The sequence below is a fragment of the Kitasatospora sp. NPDC057595 genome, assembly GCF_042800875.1.
Taxonomy (GTDB): Bacteria; Actinomycetota; Actinomycetes; order Streptomycetales; family Streptomycetaceae; genus Kitasatospora.
Genome location: NZ_JBHVGL010000012.1, coordinates 57,035 through 70,787, shown reverse-complemented (window position 1 = coordinate 70,787; position 13,753 = coordinate 57,035). Strand labels below are relative to the sequence as shown.

Sequence of the window (13,753 nt, the reverse complement as noted above, 5' to 3'; positions counted from 1 at the left end):
GCGATGACCACGAGCACCACGACCGAGACCGCGGTCCAGCCGCCCGCGGTGGCCGACCGGCCGCCCCGCGGCCGCTGGGGCCTGTGGGCCCAGGGGAACTTCCGCAAGCTCTGGATCGGTGAGACCACCAGCGGTCTCGGCACCGCCGTCGGCAACGTCGCCCTCGCCCTGGTGGCGGTGGTCACCCTGGACGCCTCGCCGTTCATGGTCGGCGTGCTCACCGCCTCCGCCTGGGTGCCGTGGCTGTTCCTCGGCCTGCTGGCCGGAGCCTGGGTGGACCGCTGGCCCCGGCTGAAGGTCATGCTGGTCTGCGACCTGCTGCTGCTCCTGCTGTTCGGCAGCGTGCCGGTGGCGGGCTGGTTCGACGCCCTGACGATGGCCCAGCTGATCGTGGTCGCGCTGCTGGCCGGCGCGGTGAAGGTGTTCTTCTCCACCGCGTACAGCGCCGTGCTGCCGTCCCTGGTCGCCAAGCCGGACCTGTTGGAGGCCAACGTCAAGCTGCGCTCCGGGGACTCCGCGGCGGAGATCGCCGGGCCCGGTCTGGCGGGCCTGCTCTCCCAGGTGTTCGGCGCGGCCAGCGGACTGCTCGCCGACGCGGTCACCTACCTGGTGTCGGCGTTCTGCCTGGGCACCATCCGGGCCGAGGAGACCCCGCCGGCCAAGTCCGAGCGGCGCGGCATCCTGCGCGAGATCGGCGAGGGCGTGCGCTTCCTGGTCCACGACCCCTACCTGCGCACCCTCGCCTCCTTCGCGGCCGTCGGCAACCTCGGCCTCAACGGCATCCAGGCGGTGCAGACGGTCTTCCTGGTCCGCAGCGTCGGGGTGTCGCCCGGCGGTGTCGGCGCCGTCTTCGCGGTGGTCTCGGTCGGCGGCCTGGCCGGCGCGGCCCTGGCCGGGCGGATCGCCCGCCGCTTCGGTACCGCCCGCGGGCTGCTGCTCTGCGAGCTGGTCGCCGCCCCGTTCATCCTGCTGCTGCCGATGGCCGGCGCGCGGCTGCCGCTCGCGGTGAGCGCGGTCGCCTGGTCGGTCGCGGTCTGCGGGGTGATCGCCGGCAACGTCATCGCCGGCAGCTTCTACCAGGCCTACTGCCCGCCCGCGATGATCGGCCGGATCCGGGCCAGCGCCTCCACCGTCAACTTCAGCGCCATCCCGGTCGGCGCCCTGCTCGGCGGCTGGCTGGGCGAGGTGCTCGGCGCCCGGACCACCATCTGGATCATGGCGAGCGTGCTGCTCTCCGCCGGCGCCGTGCTGCTGAGCAGCCCGCTGCGCGCCATGCGGGACTTCCCCGAGCGCCCGGCCCACGCCTGAGCCCCGTTGCCTCCCGAGCCCCGCAGCTCCACCCACCCTCTCACCCTCCCGGAGCCCGCCATGACCCGCACCGCCCGCCCCCGCCGCTACCTGATGTGCCGTCCGACCCACTTCGAGGTCAGCTACGCGATCAACCCGTGGATGGACCCGGCCAAGCCGGTCGACACCGCCCTCGCGCTGGCCCAGTGGGAGCGCCTGTACGAGCTGTACGTCGACCTCGGCCACCGCGTCGACCTGATCGACCCGCTGCCCGGCCTGCCCGACATGGTCTACGCGGCGAACGGCGCCACCGTCGTCGACGGCCGGGTGCTCGGCGCCCGGTTCCGCAACGCCGAGCGGGCCGCCGAGGGCCCGGCGTACCTGGAGTGGTTCCGGGCGCACGGCTTCACCACGCTCGACCCGGTGCACGTCAACGAGGGCGAGGGCGACCTGCTGCTGACCGACCGCTACCTGCTGGCCGGGCGCGGCTTCCGCAGCGTCTCCGCCGGGCACGCCGAGGCGCAGGAGTTCCTCGGCCGCCCGGTGGTCGGGCTGGACCTGGTGGACCCGCGCTTCTACCACCTCGACACCGCGCTCAGCGTGCTCGACGGCGATCAGATCATGTACTACCCGGGCGCGTTCTCGGCCGGCAGCCGGGCGGTGCTGCGCCGGCTCTTCCCGGACGCGGTGCTGGTGGGGGAGGAGGACGCGGAGGCGTTCGGCCTCAACGTGGCCAGCGACGGGCTGAACGTGGTGGTCCCGGAGCCGGCCACCGGGGTCGCGGCCCGGCTGCGCGCGCACGGCTTCCGGCCGATCGGGATGGACCTGTCCGAGCTGTTCAAGGGCGGCGGCAGCGTGAAGTGCTGCACGCTGGAGATCCGGGAGGCCGTCTGACCTGGGCCGACGGCGATCAACACGCCGATCAACGCGGCCGATCGACGCGCGCTGCTCGCGCGTCGATCGGCCGTTGAACGCTCCTTGCGATGCTCTTCACGTCAGCCGGGGAGAGCCCGGCGGAAGCCCTTCCCGGCAGGGAAGAACACCCGAGGAGCTGTCATGGCGAAGCGTTCGACGATCGGTACCGCCCGGATCAGCCTGGCCGTCGCGGGCCTCGGCCTCGGCGCCCTGCTCGCCCTCGGCGGCGCGGCCGGCACCGCGGCGGCGGACGGCGCGACCGGCACCGGCACCACCGCCCCCACCGCCACGCCGACCCCCACCCCGACCCCGACCGACGGCAACGGTCACGGGGACTGGAACAGCACCGGTTCCTGAGCCCCGGCAGTCCGAACAACCGCGCGCAGAACCGTTTCTGCCCGCACCCGAACCACCAGCGCTCACGGATCCACCCCCGCTCACGGATCGACCAGCGCTCACGGATCCACCCCCGCTCACGGATCGACCAGCGCGAACGCCGGCTCCGCGAGCAGCCCCGCCACCTCGGCGGCCTCCGGAAGCCCCAGCCGCCGGAAGATCGCGTGGGCCTCCCGCAGCCGCGCCCCCGCCTCGGCCCCGCGCCCGAGGTCCGCCAGCGCACAGCCGAGCACCACCAGCGCCTGCGCCTGGTCCCGCTCCGCCCCCAGCTCCACGCAGAGCGCCAACGCCTGCTCCGCGTGGTCCAGCGCCTCGTCCGCCCGGCCCAGCTCGCGCAGACTGTCCGCCAGCCGGTAGCGCGCGTGCGCGGCCCGGTCCCGCAGCCCGGCCGCCACCGACACCGCCAGGCACTCGCCGAACCAGGTCACCGCCTCCTCGTGCCGCCCCAGCGCGTGCAGCGCCAGCCCGAGCACGTACAGCGTGTACGCCCGGCCCGGGTCGTCCTGCCGGGTCCGCAGCTCGGCCAGCACCTCGTGGCAGATCGTCACCGCCTCGTCCGCCCGGCCGCTGCGCACCCGCGCCAGCGCCGCGTTCACCGTCGTCACCAGCGCGCCGGAGCGGTGCCCCAGCCGGTTGGCCAGCAGCAGCGCCTCGTCGTAGTGGTCCACCGCCTCGTCGTAGCGGCTCAGGAACTGGCAGATCAGCCCCAGGTCGTTGAGCGCCTGCCGCAGCACCACCGAGTCCTCGGCGGCCCGCGCCGCCTCCACCGCCCGCCGGGACGCCTCCTCGGCCGCCTCCAGCCGGGTCGCGGCCAGGGCGACGTTGCCGCGCAGGAAGTGCGCCCGCCCCTCCGCGCGGACGTCGCCGTCCCGGGCGGCCGCCTCGGCCAGCGCGTCGGCCGTCGCGGCGAGCTGACGGCTCGGCGGGGTGAGCACGAACGGGGTGAGCGCGATCAGCAGGTCGATCGCCGCCCGCAGCGCCGGACCCCGCCCGGCAGCGGTGTCGGCGGCCACCTGCGCCGCCAGCGCCACCGCGCCCGCCCGCTCGACCGCCGCCCACTCGCGGGCGGCGTCCCGGCCGGGCAGCGGGACGCCGGGGGAGCGCGCCGGGCCGAGCGCGCCGGCCGCCGGGTCGCCCGGCACGGCGTGCTGGAAGGCGGTGCAGGCGGTGGCCAGCAGGTGGTCCAGCAGCCGGTCCCGGGCCGCCACCGCCTCCCCGCCGTCCGCCTCCCCGTTCGCCCCGCCGGCCCCGCTCGGCCCGTCCGCCCCACCGGGGCTCCCCGGGTCCCGCGCCGGTCGTCGGCGCGCGAACGCCCGCAGCAGGTCGTGGTACCGGTAGCGCCCGGGGAACGGCGACTCCACCATCGCCACGTCCACCAGCGCCTCCAGCAGGTCCTCGGCGTCGTACTCGTCGAGGTCCAGCAGCGCCGCCGCCGCCGGCAGCCCGATGTCCGGCCCGTCCACCGAGGCCACCAGCCGGAACGCCCTGGCCTGGTCCTCCGCCAGCTGGCGGTAGCTCAGTTCGAAGGCCGCTGCCACCGCGAGATCGCCGATCCGCAGCTCGTCGATCCGCCGCCGCTCCACCTGCAGCCGGCGGCTGAGCGTCTCCACCGTCCAGCCCGGCCGCGCCGCCAGCCGGGCGGCCACGATCCGCACCGCCAGCGGCAGGTGCCCGCAGGCCACCACCAGCTCCCGGGCGGCGTCCGGCTCGGCGGCCAGCCGCTGCGCGCCGATCGTGCGGCCGAGCAGGTCCAGCGCCTCCTGCGGCTGGAACACGTCCAGGTCGACCTGCACGGTCGCGGGCAGTCCGGCCGGTCTGGTCCGGCCGGTGGTGAGCACCGCGCAGCCCACCGCCCCCGGCAGCAGCGGCCGGATCTGCGCCGCGTCCTTGGCGTTGTCGAGCACCAGCAGCAGACGGCGGCCGTCCACCACCGAGCGGAACAGCCCCGAGCGTGCCTCCAGCCCGTCCGGCACCGCGTCCGCCGCGACCCCGAGCGCCACCAGGAAGCCGCTGAGCACCGCCTCCGGATCGGCCGGCACCGGGTCCGAGCCGCGCAGGTCCACGTACAGCTGGCCGTCCGGGTAGGCCTCCCGGACGCGGTGCGCGACGTGCAGCGCCAGCGCCGTCTTGCCGACCCCGCCCATCCCGACCACGGTCGCCACCACCAGCGCCTGCGACGGCTCCGCCGCGCCGTCCGCCCCGCCCGCGCCGCCGGCGCCGTCCTGCGGGGGAGCGGCCAGCGCCTCGCACAGCACCCGCACCGGCGCCGTGCGCCCGGTGAAGTCGGCGGCGTCCGGCGGCAGCTGGGCCGGCCTCGGCGGCGCGCCCGACGGACGGCCGGTCCGGCCGGGCGCCGGGACCCCGTCGGCGCCGCTGCCCGGCGCCGCCGTTCCGCCCTCGCCCTCTGCCGCCTCCGCACGGTCACCGGTCACACCCTCCGCCGCCGCCGGGGCCGCCGGGACCGGCGCCGCCCCGGCCGCCGCGCCGGCGCCCGGGGCCTGCGGCGCCGCCAGCGCCGGATCCCCCTCCAGGATCCGCCGGTGCAACTGCTCCAGCTCCGCCCCCGGAGCCACCCCCAGCTCCGCCAGGAACAGCTGCCGCACGCCCCGGAACACCGCCAGCGCGTCCGCCTGCCGCCCGGCCTGGTACAGCGCCCGCATCAGCAGCCCGTACGCCCGCTCGTGCAGCGGGTGCTCGGTGGTGAGCGCGGTCAGCTCCGGGATGCACCGCGAGTAGCGGCCCAGCGCCAGGTCCAGGCCGATCCGCTCCTCCAGCAGGGTCAGCCGCAACTCCTCCAGCCGCTGCCGGTGCCGTTCCGCGAACGGTCCGGGAATCCCGGCCAGCGGCTCGCCCTGCCACAGCTCCAGTGCCTGGTTGAGCAGGTCGCGGGCGCGCAGCGGCTCGGCCCGGGCGGTCCGCTCCGCCTCGGCGGCCAGCGCCTCCGCCTGCGCCGCGTCCACCGCCAGCTTGGGCAGCACCAGCCGGTAGCCGTCGCCCATCGAGACCAGGACGCTGCCCGCCGCCTTCTCGCCCGGCTCCCCGGCCCCACCGGTCCCGCCGCTCCCGGCGGGCTCCACGGCGTCCAGCACCTTGCGCCAGCGCCACGCGTACGTGCGCACCGTGGTCATCGCCGCGCTCGGCGGCTCCTCGCCCCACAGCGCCGCGATCAGATCCGTGGCACTCGCCGAATGACCTGGTCGCAGGAGCAGTACCGCAAGCATCGCCTGCTGCTGCGGGCTGCCCACCTTGAGCGCCGTCGCGCCGCGGTGAGCCCGCATCAGACCCAGTACGGAAAAACGGAGATCGCCCATCCTGCCCCCTGCTGCCCAGGACAGTGCCCGCCCCGCTCGTGCACATGTCAGTGATGTCTGTGACGTTATTAACCACCAGCTCGCGCACGGTGTCGAGGCTCCGTTGAGCCTGTGGTGACCGCACGTTGAACCCGACCGGCCAGAATCACCGTGCCGGGGCCCGCCGGAGACGGTCCGGTCCGCCCCTCCTTCACCTCCGCGACCGGGTACCCCTGGTAACCGGTCGTGATCGCCCCCGCCCTCGGCCGTCGGCGGCGTCGGGCGCCATGACGATACCTTCGGAGGCGGACGTCCGTGAACACCGCTTTGCTGTACAACTTGCTCGACGTCGACCCGGCCGACGGGCCGGCCGAACTGCTCCACCGCGCCCGCGGCAGCCGCCACCTGCCCCACCTGGTGCTCTCCGCACTGGCCCGCGACGCCGTCCGGATGGGCGAGCCCGCCCGCGCCGAGCTGCGCCGCGCCCGCACCCGCGCCGACCACTACGCCCGCCTCGCCCACGACCTCGCCCGCTCCACCGGCGTGCGCGCGATCCACGGCATCCCGCTGGCCGGCTACTACCCGGCCGACCTGCTCCGGCCCCAGGCCTCCCTGGACCTGGTCGCCCCGGGCGAGGCCGCCCTCTGGCAGGCCGTCGTGCGGCTGGTCACCGACCACCCCGTGGAGACCATCGACGTCACCCTGCTCGGCGACCGCCCGCACCACACCGCCGTCACCGTCCGCTGGCCCGCCGAGGACCCGCTGCTCGACCCCTGGTACCGCGTCCACCTCACCACGGCCGCCCTCCCCGGCGACCAGGCCACCGTGCCGGTCCGCCCCTACCTCGTCGCGGACGACCACGTCGAGTGCCTGATCGCCCTCGCCGAGGCCCGGCTGCACGCGCCCGCCGGGGCCGGACCCGACCCGCTGACCCTCCTCGACCTCTCCTGTCTCACCCACCAGCCCTTCGAACCCGCCGAGACCGCCGCCGTCCTGGCCGCCTACCGGCTGGCCCCCGAGGCCGCCGCGCTGCTCGACCTCGCCGCCCCGCGCCTCCCGCTCGGCACCCTCGCCGCCGTCCGCGCCGCCCTCACCCCCGAACTCGCCCCCGAGCACCGCCGCCGCAGCGACGCCGCCGCCACCCCCCGGCTGACCGCCCGCCACGGCACCCTGCTGCGCCGCACCGTCATCCGCCACACCTGGGACGAGGCCCGCCTCCTCCCCGCCCCCGACCACGCCACCCTGCTGCTGACCCCCGTCGCCGACTACCTCCTCGGCCCGGCCGACCGCACCACCGCGCTGGCGGCCCTCCAGCAGTGGGACGAGGAGCAGTGACGGCGCGTCAGTCCGCGATCTCCTCCGCCTCGCTCAGATCCTCCACCCGCACCGGCCGCAACCCCTCGAACCACACGCCCACCCCGAAGGGCTCGCAGGCCGGCAGCGCCCCCTCCGCGAACCGCAGCATCCACCCGTCGGTGTAGACGTCCACCTCCGGTCCGTCCAGCGCCGCCTCCTCCTCGGTCACCGCCCACTCGGCGCAGACGAACCGCCGCGCCTCCGCCACCACCTCGTCCAGGTGCTCCAGCACCTCCCCGAGCCCGTCGAGATCCACCGCCCCGACGTCCTCACCCGCCTCCACCATCACCTGCACGCCCACCCCCCACCGTTCGGGCTCCGTCAACCCCCACACCACGAGCCCACCCGGCCCGTCACACACATGCACCAGCGGTCCCACGCCCTGCATCGTCATCCCGCCAAGCTACAACCGGGGTACGACTACGACGGCGTGGGGTCGGCGGGGCGCTCCCGCCGGGCGCCGGTGCGCCGCCGCGGCGGCGGGACGGTCGTCGGCGTCCCGGGGGTGCCCGGGAGGGGGAGCGGCGGAATCCCGCTCGCACCGGGGACGGGCAGGCCCGGCACCTGCCCGGCGGACGACGGGGGAGCGAGCAGACCCAGGGCGACCCAGGAGCGCAGCGTGTCCTTGAGGTCCGCGGACTCGATCAGCTCGACGCTGGCCAGGCCGGACCGCATCCGGGCGTCCTGCTCCCGGTCCAGCCGCAGCTTGTCGATCATGCTGATCATCATGTCGCGGGCCCGGTCGGCCTGGCGGAAGAACAGGACGCTGACGGTGTTGCTCACCACGCCGGCGACGGCGCTGACCGTACCGGGCGCGAGGTGGTCGGGGTCCCGGTAGAAGAGCACGACACCGACGGCCATCAGTCCGAACCCGACGACCGCGCTGCTCATGCTCAGCGCGAAGGCCCGTTGGGACTGCAGGTAGCCCTGCGTGTAGTACTTGGTGATGAGGACGGCCGAGTTGTCGCTCCGCAGCTGCTCCAGCTCGGCGATCGGATCCCGCCGGACCGGGGGACTGACGGGAGGTTCGGACCGTTCGGCGTCCTTGGTGGGGCCGACCGGCTGCGTCGAGGGGTTCTGCCGTGGTTCGGGATCCCTCGTGATCACGACGTTGTCGGGAAGGACCGTGGAATCCACCACCGGACCGCTGGCCGGACCGAGACCGGTACGGCGGTACTCGGCGACGGGGCCCGCGTCGCGCGGCGCTCGACCGGCATCGCCGACCGGCGGCAGGCCCAGGGCGGCGTTCACCTCGTTCTCCAAGGCGTCGGACGTGCGGTCCCGAAGGCTCAGGAAGGACCTCCACGTGAGCGCCAGCCACGCGTAGCCGGCGAGGACCACCAGTGGAAAGAGGGCGCCGGACACCACGCCGGCGAAGTGGAGACCGAGACCCACCATTCCGCCGAGCGACCCGGCCAGGTTCGTGCTGCTCTCCAGGTACCGCAACACCCGCGACGACCCCGTCGGCCGTCCCCCGTCCCCACCGGCGGGGCCGGTGCCTTCCGGCTCGGCCACGGGGCCCTCCTCGGCGCGCTCCATGGATCGTTACGGTAGGGCAGTGCGGTGGTGCGCCACAGCCGTTTGCTGCGACGGGTCCCGCACCGGATCTTCTTCGACGAGAGGCGGGCGGCATGGCGGACCACCGGGCGGAACTCGGGGTGATCGGCGGGTCGGGGCTTTACGCGCTGCTCGACGACGTGACCGAGGTGGCCGTCGAGACGCCGTACGGGCCGCCGAGCGACTCGCTGTTCCTCGGCGAGGTGGGCGGCCGGCGGGTGGCGTTCCTGCCGAGGCACGGGCGGGCGCACACCATCCCGCCGCACCGGATCGACTACCGGGCCAACCTCTGGGCGCTGCGCGCGCTCGGGGTGCGGCAGGTGCTGGGGCCGTGCGCGGTGGGCGGGCTGCGGCCGGAGTACGGGCCGGGGACGCTGCTGGTGCCGGACCAGTTCGTGGACCGCACCGCCGCCCGGGCGCAGACCTTCTACGACGGTGTGCCGCTGCCGGACGGCTCGGTGCCGGGCGTGGTGCACGCGCCGATGGCGGACCCGTACTGCCCGGCGGGGCGCGCCGCGGTGCTGGACGCGGCACGCGGGGCCGACTGGGAGCCGGTGGACGGCGGCACGCTGGTGGTGATCGAGGGCCCGCGCTTCTCCACCCGGGCCGAGTCGCGCTGGTTCACGGCGAACGGCTGGTCGACGGTCGGCATGACCGGTCACCCGGAGGCCGTGCTGGCCCGTGAACTCGCCATCTGCTACACCTCGTTGAACCTGGTCACCGATCTGGACGCGGGCGTGGAGACCGGCGCGGGCGTCACCCACGCGGAGGTGCTGGAGGTGTTCGGCCGCAACGTCGACCGGCTGCGCGGTGTGCTGTTCAAGGCGCTGGAGGCCCTGCCGGCCGTGCGCGACTGCCCGTGCCGGAACGCCCTCGACGGGTTCACCCCCGGCCTGCCGGGCCTGGACGGCCTGCCGGGGGAGTGACCGGTCCCACTCCTCACCCGTCGAGCAGCGCGCGTTGCCACCGCTCCTCGCGCTGCTCGATGTACCCGGTGTTCGCCAGCCAGGTGTCTCCGTGTCCCTCCTGCCACAGCCGGGTCCACGGCTGGACGCCGAGGCCCGCCTGCGCGCGCAGGAAGTCGTGCATGGCCCGGGTGCGCCGCCCCAGCAGCGGGACCAGCAGCCGCCGTTCGCCCTCGTCGAGCCCGTAGGCGTCGACGAAGGCGCGCAGCCGGCCGGCGGCGTCGGCGCGCCGGAAGGCGGGGTCCGCGGCCAGCGGCAGGAACCCGTGCGCGGCGTAGGCGAGGTCCCAGAGCCGGGAACCGGGCGCGGCCGTGTCCCAGTCGATGAACGCCCACCGGTCGGGCCCCTCGTCGACCACCAGGTTCCACGGCGCGAGGTCCTGATGGGCGATGATCTCGCCGGCCGCGGCGGAGTCGTCCCGCATCAGCACCTGCCACCGGGCGTCGGCCGGCGGTGCGAAGCCGGCTACGGCGTCGTGGAACTCCCTGATCAGCCGGGCCACCCGGGTCAGCCGTGCCACCGGGTCCAGCAGGGCGAAGCGGTCCGGCCAGACCACCCGGCCCGGCATGAACTCCAGGACCTCCCGGCCCTGTTCGTCGATGCCCAGCGGTCGCGGCGCGGCCCGGAAGCCGGCCTCGTGCAGGTGCGTCAGCAGCGCGTGCACGGCGGGCGTCCACGGGCCGACGGGGCGGCGCACGGTGTTCCCGACCCGGACGACGGCCGCGGTGGCGTTCCCGCCGGTCAGCCGCTCCTCGTCGTGGCCCTCTCCTTCGTTCACGCGCGGACGGTACCGCTTCCAACCGGACGGGCGCACCCGCATTTCGCCGAGCCGGAACGGACGGGAACGAACGCGGCCGGACTTGACCAGGCAATGTGAAGGAACGCTGTATCCCGCGCAAGGATTCTGTCAGCATTTCCTCATGGAAATCCGCCGCGTCACCCGCGCCGAGGACGTCCAGGCCGCCGGGCACCTCTTCGACTCGCCACCGCTCCCCGAGGCCACCGCGCGGTTCCTCGCGGACGACCGCCACCACCTGCTCGTGGCCTACGTCGACGACGCGCCGGCCGCGCTGGTCACCGGGGTGGAGACCACCCGCCCGGACCGGGGCACCGAGATGTTCCTGCACGAGCTGGGCGTGGACGCGCGGTTCATCGGGCGCGGCATCGGCCCGGCGCTGACCACGGCCCTCGCGGACCTGGCGCGCGACCTGGGCTGCCACGGCATGTGGGTGGTCGCGGACGCCGACAACCCGGCCACCCGCTCGGTGTACCGCTGCGCGGGGGGCATCGCGCAGTCGGGGGCGCGGGAGGTGCTCGTCTGGTCCTTCGACGACACCGGGACCGCCCCTTTCTGAGCCCCGGCCTGCTGCTGCCGCCCGCTGCCCCGCCCCTGCCGCCGGGAAACCCGGTGGCGGCCCCGCCCGCCACGGACGACCATGTCCGGCATGAACGACCAACCCGCGCGATGGACCGAGGCAACCGTCTACCCCGACATGTGGATGGACCCGGACGACGACCCGCGTTCCCTGGAAGGCCCCGGCCCGGACGGCGAACTGGCCGTCCTGCTCGACTGCATCAAGAACTACCGCCTCACCCTGCGCCTCAAGTGCCAGGGCCTGGACGCCGAACAGCTGGCGCGCCGCTCGGTGCCGCCGTCGACGATGTCGCTGCTCGGCCTGGTCCGCCACCTCGCCGAGGTGGAGCGCGACTGGCACAACTGGATCACCGACGGCGAGCCGCTGCCCAAGCTGTACGGCCCGCGCGACGCCGACTTCGACGGCGCCGTCGCCGAGCAGGCCGTGGTGGACGCCGCGTTCGCGGACCTGGAGCGCGAGCAGACCGCCCTGGACGCCACCCTGGCCCGGCACTCCGCCGACCTCGGCGCGCGCCTGGGCCGGGAGCGGATCGCCGTCCGCGAGTTGATGGTGCACATCGTCGACGAGTACGCCCGCCACTGCGGCCACGCCGACCTGCTGCGCGAGTGCGTCGACGGCCGCGTCGGCCAGTAGCAGGAGGACGGGCCGGGACAGCCGGAGGGGGCGGACGCCGCGACGTGCGGCGCCCGCCCCCTGTTCTTGGCGCGGGTCGGGTCAGATGATCCAGACCCCGGTCACCCAGACGTTGCCCAGCGGGATGTTGGCGCCGGCCCCGAAGCCCAGGTAGGTGGTGGACCCGTTGGCGTTCTCGATCCTGACCTGCCCGTTGTTCACGCCGGACGTGACCTTGGTGACGCCCTGGATGTTGGCGTACCCGTAGCCCGGGGTGCCGGCGTAGCAGTAGGACTTGTTGCCGTTGCTGTAGTAGATCGTGATCCCCCTGGTGGGACACGACACCTGGTCGATGGCACTGGCCGGCACCGCCGTCGCGAGCCCTCCGGCCAGGACGCCGGCGGTCAGGGCCGCCGCGGCGAGCTTCCTGCGAGTCTCCATGATCGTTCTCCCCTTGTGAGCCTGCACCGATGGCACCTCGAGTGCTCGCCCCGCCGCCGGTGCGGCCGGGCCGTGATCGAAGCCGTGGCTCAACGATCGACTGCCGGAAGCGCGTCGACCAGGCTTTTGCATGAGCATGCAAAAGCCCCCGAGGCGGCCTGACCCCGCCCGTCCGGGGCGGGCGCCAGGATTCAGCCGGCGAACGCTCCGGTGCGGGCGGCGAAGGGACGCAGGCCGGACAGGCGGGTCGGGGAGTGAACGAGACGGGCGGTGATCGCCCGTACGGACGGACGGCGTACTTCCTCGGGCGCGACCCGTTCCATCGCCAGGAGCGACTCGTAGGTCCGCCGGCCCTCACCGAGGGCGTCCCACATGCGGGCGGTGTCGGTGTAGTAGCGGGCCCGGCGCTCCGTGGTCGGCAGCCGCGCCGGGTCGAGGCCGAAGGCGTGCCGGACACCGGCGTCGGGATCGCCCAGGGCTGTGGCGATGCCGATGCGGTAGAGCGCGCACTGCTCCGCCGTCGCCTCGACGGTGAACAGTTCCCCGGCCAGGCCGGGCGGGACGCGGCCCGCAGTCTCCTGTGCCTCCTCGATGAGGGAGTAGGCCGCGCTCGCGGTGCCGCCGGTGGCGGCGGTGTAGGCGGCCGTCAGCAGCAGGGAGGTGCGCACCGCCAGGGCGTCGGCGGATCGGTCGCCGAGGTCGGCGGCGGTGGCGGTGAGCAGGTGGACGGCGGAGGCGATCCGGCCGGAGCGGCGCATGGTGATCGCCAGCACCCGGGCTGCCTCCCCGACCGCGACGGGGGAGCCGCAGGCGCGGGCGGCGGTGAGCGCGCGGTCGGCGGTGACCCAGGCGTACTCCGCGTCGCCCTTGACGGCCACCTCGGTGGCGATGACGTGGGCGCGGGCCAGGGCGGCGTTCGCCCGCTCCCGGCGCAGCCCGCTCGTCGCGTCCCGTTCCGCTTCGGCACCGGCCAGAAGAGCGGGCATGGTGGTGCGCAGTCGGTCGTAGCGGGCGGCGCGGAAGTCGGCCCGGGCCCGGGCCAGGGCCGACGCGAGGTCGGGCAGGCGCACGCGCTGGGTGGGGCTGAAGAGCGCCTGTTCCAGCGGATCGCCGCCCGGTGCCGTGGGGACGGGTGCGGCTTCGGCCGGCCCGGTGCCTGCGGCGACGGTGCTGATGCCAGCGGCGCCCAGCGCCAGGAAGCTTCTGCGTCGCACTTCGTCCTCCCACTCTCGACTTGCCGTCACCCTAGCGGCAACCACCGGCCGCGAAGGCGAAGTTGGAGCGGTGTCGACGCCCAGACCAAGCTGCTGCGGCGGGATCTCCAGGAACTCGGCGATGCGCCGCAGCGCGACGTCGCCGACCGTCATCCGGCCGTTGAGGATGCGGGACATCGCGGAAGGCGAGTACCCGGCGTGGGCGCCCACCTCGGCCAGCGTCGCCTGCTTCACCGCCCGAGCGGCGCGCAGGACCGCCGGGACGTCGACCTCCGTGGTCCGCGACACGACCCCTCCCCGAGCCCGGCGGAGCCACCACGGTAGCGCTGCGTATGAGGCGTGTG

The 13,753-nt window shown here is 75.1% G+C and carries 13 protein-coding genes; 7 read left to right on the top strand and 6 right to left on the bottom strand.

Going from position 1 to position 13,753, the window contains the following annotated elements; all coding sequences use genetic code 11:
• Positions 1–3: 3 nt before the first annotated feature.
• From ACFU9E_RS19425 to ACFU9E_RS19415, 3 genes are all read left to right on the top strand, one after another.
• Positions 4–1,308: an MFS transporter gene (locus ACFU9E_RS19425; RefSeq protein ID WP_380688329.1), complete on the top strand. Its 1,305-nt coding sequence runs from the start codon at positions 4–6 to the stop codon at positions 1,306–1,308.
• 60 nt (positions 1,309–1,368) lie between these two features.
• Positions 1,369–2,181, top strand: coding sequence for a dimethylargininase (ddaH, locus tag ACFU9E_RS19420; protein ID WP_380688327.1), 813 nt, complete (start codon positions 1,369–1,371; stop codon positions 2,179–2,181).
• 162 nt (positions 2,182–2,343) lie between these two features.
• Positions 2,344–2,559, top strand: a complete 216-nt coding sequence (locus tag ACFU9E_RS19415) for a hypothetical protein (protein WP_380689884.1) — start codon at positions 2,344–2,346, stop codon at positions 2,557–2,559.
• 116 nt (positions 2,560–2,675) lie between these two features.
• Here the strand turns inward: ACFU9E_RS19415 and ACFU9E_RS19410 are convergent, their stop codons facing one another.
• Positions 2,676–5,876, bottom strand: coding sequence for a BTAD domain-containing putative transcriptional regulator (locus ACFU9E_RS19410; protein ID WP_380715193.1), 3,201 nt, complete (start codon positions 5,874–5,876; stop codon positions 2,676–2,678).
• A 327-nt stretch (positions 5,877–6,203) separates the two neighbouring features.
• Between ACFU9E_RS19410 and ACFU9E_RS19405 the strand changes: the two genes are divergently transcribed.
• Positions 6,204–7,223, top strand: a complete 1,020-nt coding sequence (locus ACFU9E_RS19405; RefSeq protein WP_380687458.1) for a hypothetical protein — start codon at positions 6,204–6,206, stop codon at positions 7,221–7,223.
• Between the two features lie 7 nt (positions 7,224–7,230).
• Here ACFU9E_RS19405 and ACFU9E_RS19400 read toward each other — a convergent pair whose 3' ends face one another.
• Complete coding sequence (locus tag ACFU9E_RS19400) at positions 7,231–7,569, bottom strand: hypothetical protein (protein WP_380687457.1); 339 nt, start codon at positions 7,567–7,569, stop codon at positions 7,231–7,233.
• A gap of 95 nt (positions 7,570–7,664) precedes the next feature.
• The gene (locus ACFU9E_RS19395; RefSeq protein ID WP_380687455.1) at positions 7,665–8,759 is read right to left on the bottom strand and encodes a hypothetical protein; all 1,095 of its coding nucleotides are present in this window, start codon (positions 8,757–8,759) and stop codon (positions 7,665–7,667) included.
• Between the two features lie 116 nt (positions 8,760–8,875).
• On the opposite strand from ACFU9E_RS19395, the gene ACFU9E_RS19390 reads away from it, so the two are divergent.
• The gene (locus tag ACFU9E_RS19390; RefSeq protein ID WP_380687453.1) at positions 8,876–9,727 is read left to right on the top strand and encodes an S-methyl-5'-thioadenosine phosphorylase; all 852 of its coding nucleotides are present in this window, start codon (positions 8,876–8,878) and stop codon (positions 9,725–9,727) included.
• Between the two features lie 13 nt (positions 9,728–9,740).
• On the opposite strand, the gene ACFU9E_RS19385 is transcribed toward ACFU9E_RS19390, so the two are convergent.
• On the bottom strand, positions 9,741–10,544 hold the full coding sequence (locus ACFU9E_RS19385) for a phosphotransferase enzyme family protein (RefSeq protein WP_380687451.1): 804 nt from the start codon (positions 10,542–10,544) through the stop codon (positions 9,741–9,743).
• Positions 10,545–10,686: 142 nt separating this feature from the next.
• Between ACFU9E_RS19385 and ACFU9E_RS19380 the strand changes: the two genes are divergently transcribed.
• The gene (locus ACFU9E_RS19380) at positions 10,687–11,121 is read left to right on the top strand and encodes a GNAT family N-acetyltransferase (protein ID WP_380687449.1); all 435 of its coding nucleotides are present in this window, start codon (positions 10,687–10,689) and stop codon (positions 11,119–11,121) included.
• Positions 11,122–11,202: 81 nt separating this feature from the next.
• Positions 11,203–11,775, top strand: a complete 573-nt coding sequence (locus ACFU9E_RS19375) for a DinB family protein (protein WP_380687447.1) — start codon at positions 11,203–11,205, stop codon at positions 11,773–11,775.
• 81 nt (positions 11,776–11,856) lie between these two features.
• Here the strand turns inward: ACFU9E_RS19375 and ACFU9E_RS19370 are convergent, their stop codons facing one another.
• Positions 11,857–12,195, bottom strand: coding sequence for a hypothetical protein (locus ACFU9E_RS19370; protein ID WP_380689500.1), 339 nt, complete (start codon positions 12,193–12,195; stop codon positions 11,857–11,859).
• A 191-nt stretch (positions 12,196–12,386) separates the two neighbouring features.
• The gene (locus ACFU9E_RS19365; RefSeq protein WP_380689502.1) at positions 12,387–13,697 is read right to left on the bottom strand and encodes a helix-turn-helix domain-containing protein; all 1,311 of its coding nucleotides are present in this window, start codon (positions 13,695–13,697) and stop codon (positions 12,387–12,389) included.
• Positions 13,698–13,753 lie beyond the last annotated feature (56 nt).

What these genes read in the sequence shown, in the direction of transcription:
- ACFU9E_RS19425 (WP_380688329.1), top strand. Translation starts at nt 4, where the DNA reads ATGACCACGAGCACCACGACCGAGACCGCGGTCCAGCCGCCCGCGGTG.
- ddaH (WP_380688327.1), top strand. Translation starts at nt 1,369, where the DNA reads ATGACCCGCACCGCCCGCCCCCGCCGCTACCTGATGTGCCGTCCGACC.
- ACFU9E_RS19415 (WP_380689884.1), top strand. Translation starts at nt 2,344, where the DNA reads ATGGCGAAGCGTTCGACGATCGGTACCGCCCGGATCAGCCTGGCCGTC.
- ACFU9E_RS19410 (WP_380715193.1), bottom strand. Translation starts at nt 5,876, where the DNA reads ATGCGGGCTCACCGCGGCGCGACGGCGCTCAAGGTGGGCAGCCCGCAG.
- ACFU9E_RS19390 (WP_380687453.1), top strand. Translation starts at nt 8,876, where the DNA reads ATGGCGGACCACCGGGCGGAACTCGGGGTGATCGGCGGGTCGGGGCTT.
- ACFU9E_RS19380 (WP_380687449.1), top strand. Translation starts at nt 10,687, where the DNA reads ATGGAAATCCGCCGCGTCACCCGCGCCGAGGACGTCCAGGCCGCCGGG.
- ACFU9E_RS19375 (WP_380687447.1), top strand. Translation starts at nt 11,203, where the DNA reads ATGTCCGGCATGAACGACCAACCCGCGCGATGGACCGAGGCAACCGTC.
- ACFU9E_RS19370 (WP_380689500.1), bottom strand. Translation starts at nt 12,195, where the DNA reads ATGGAGACTCGCAGGAAGCTCGCCGCGGCGGCCCTGACCGCCGGCGTC.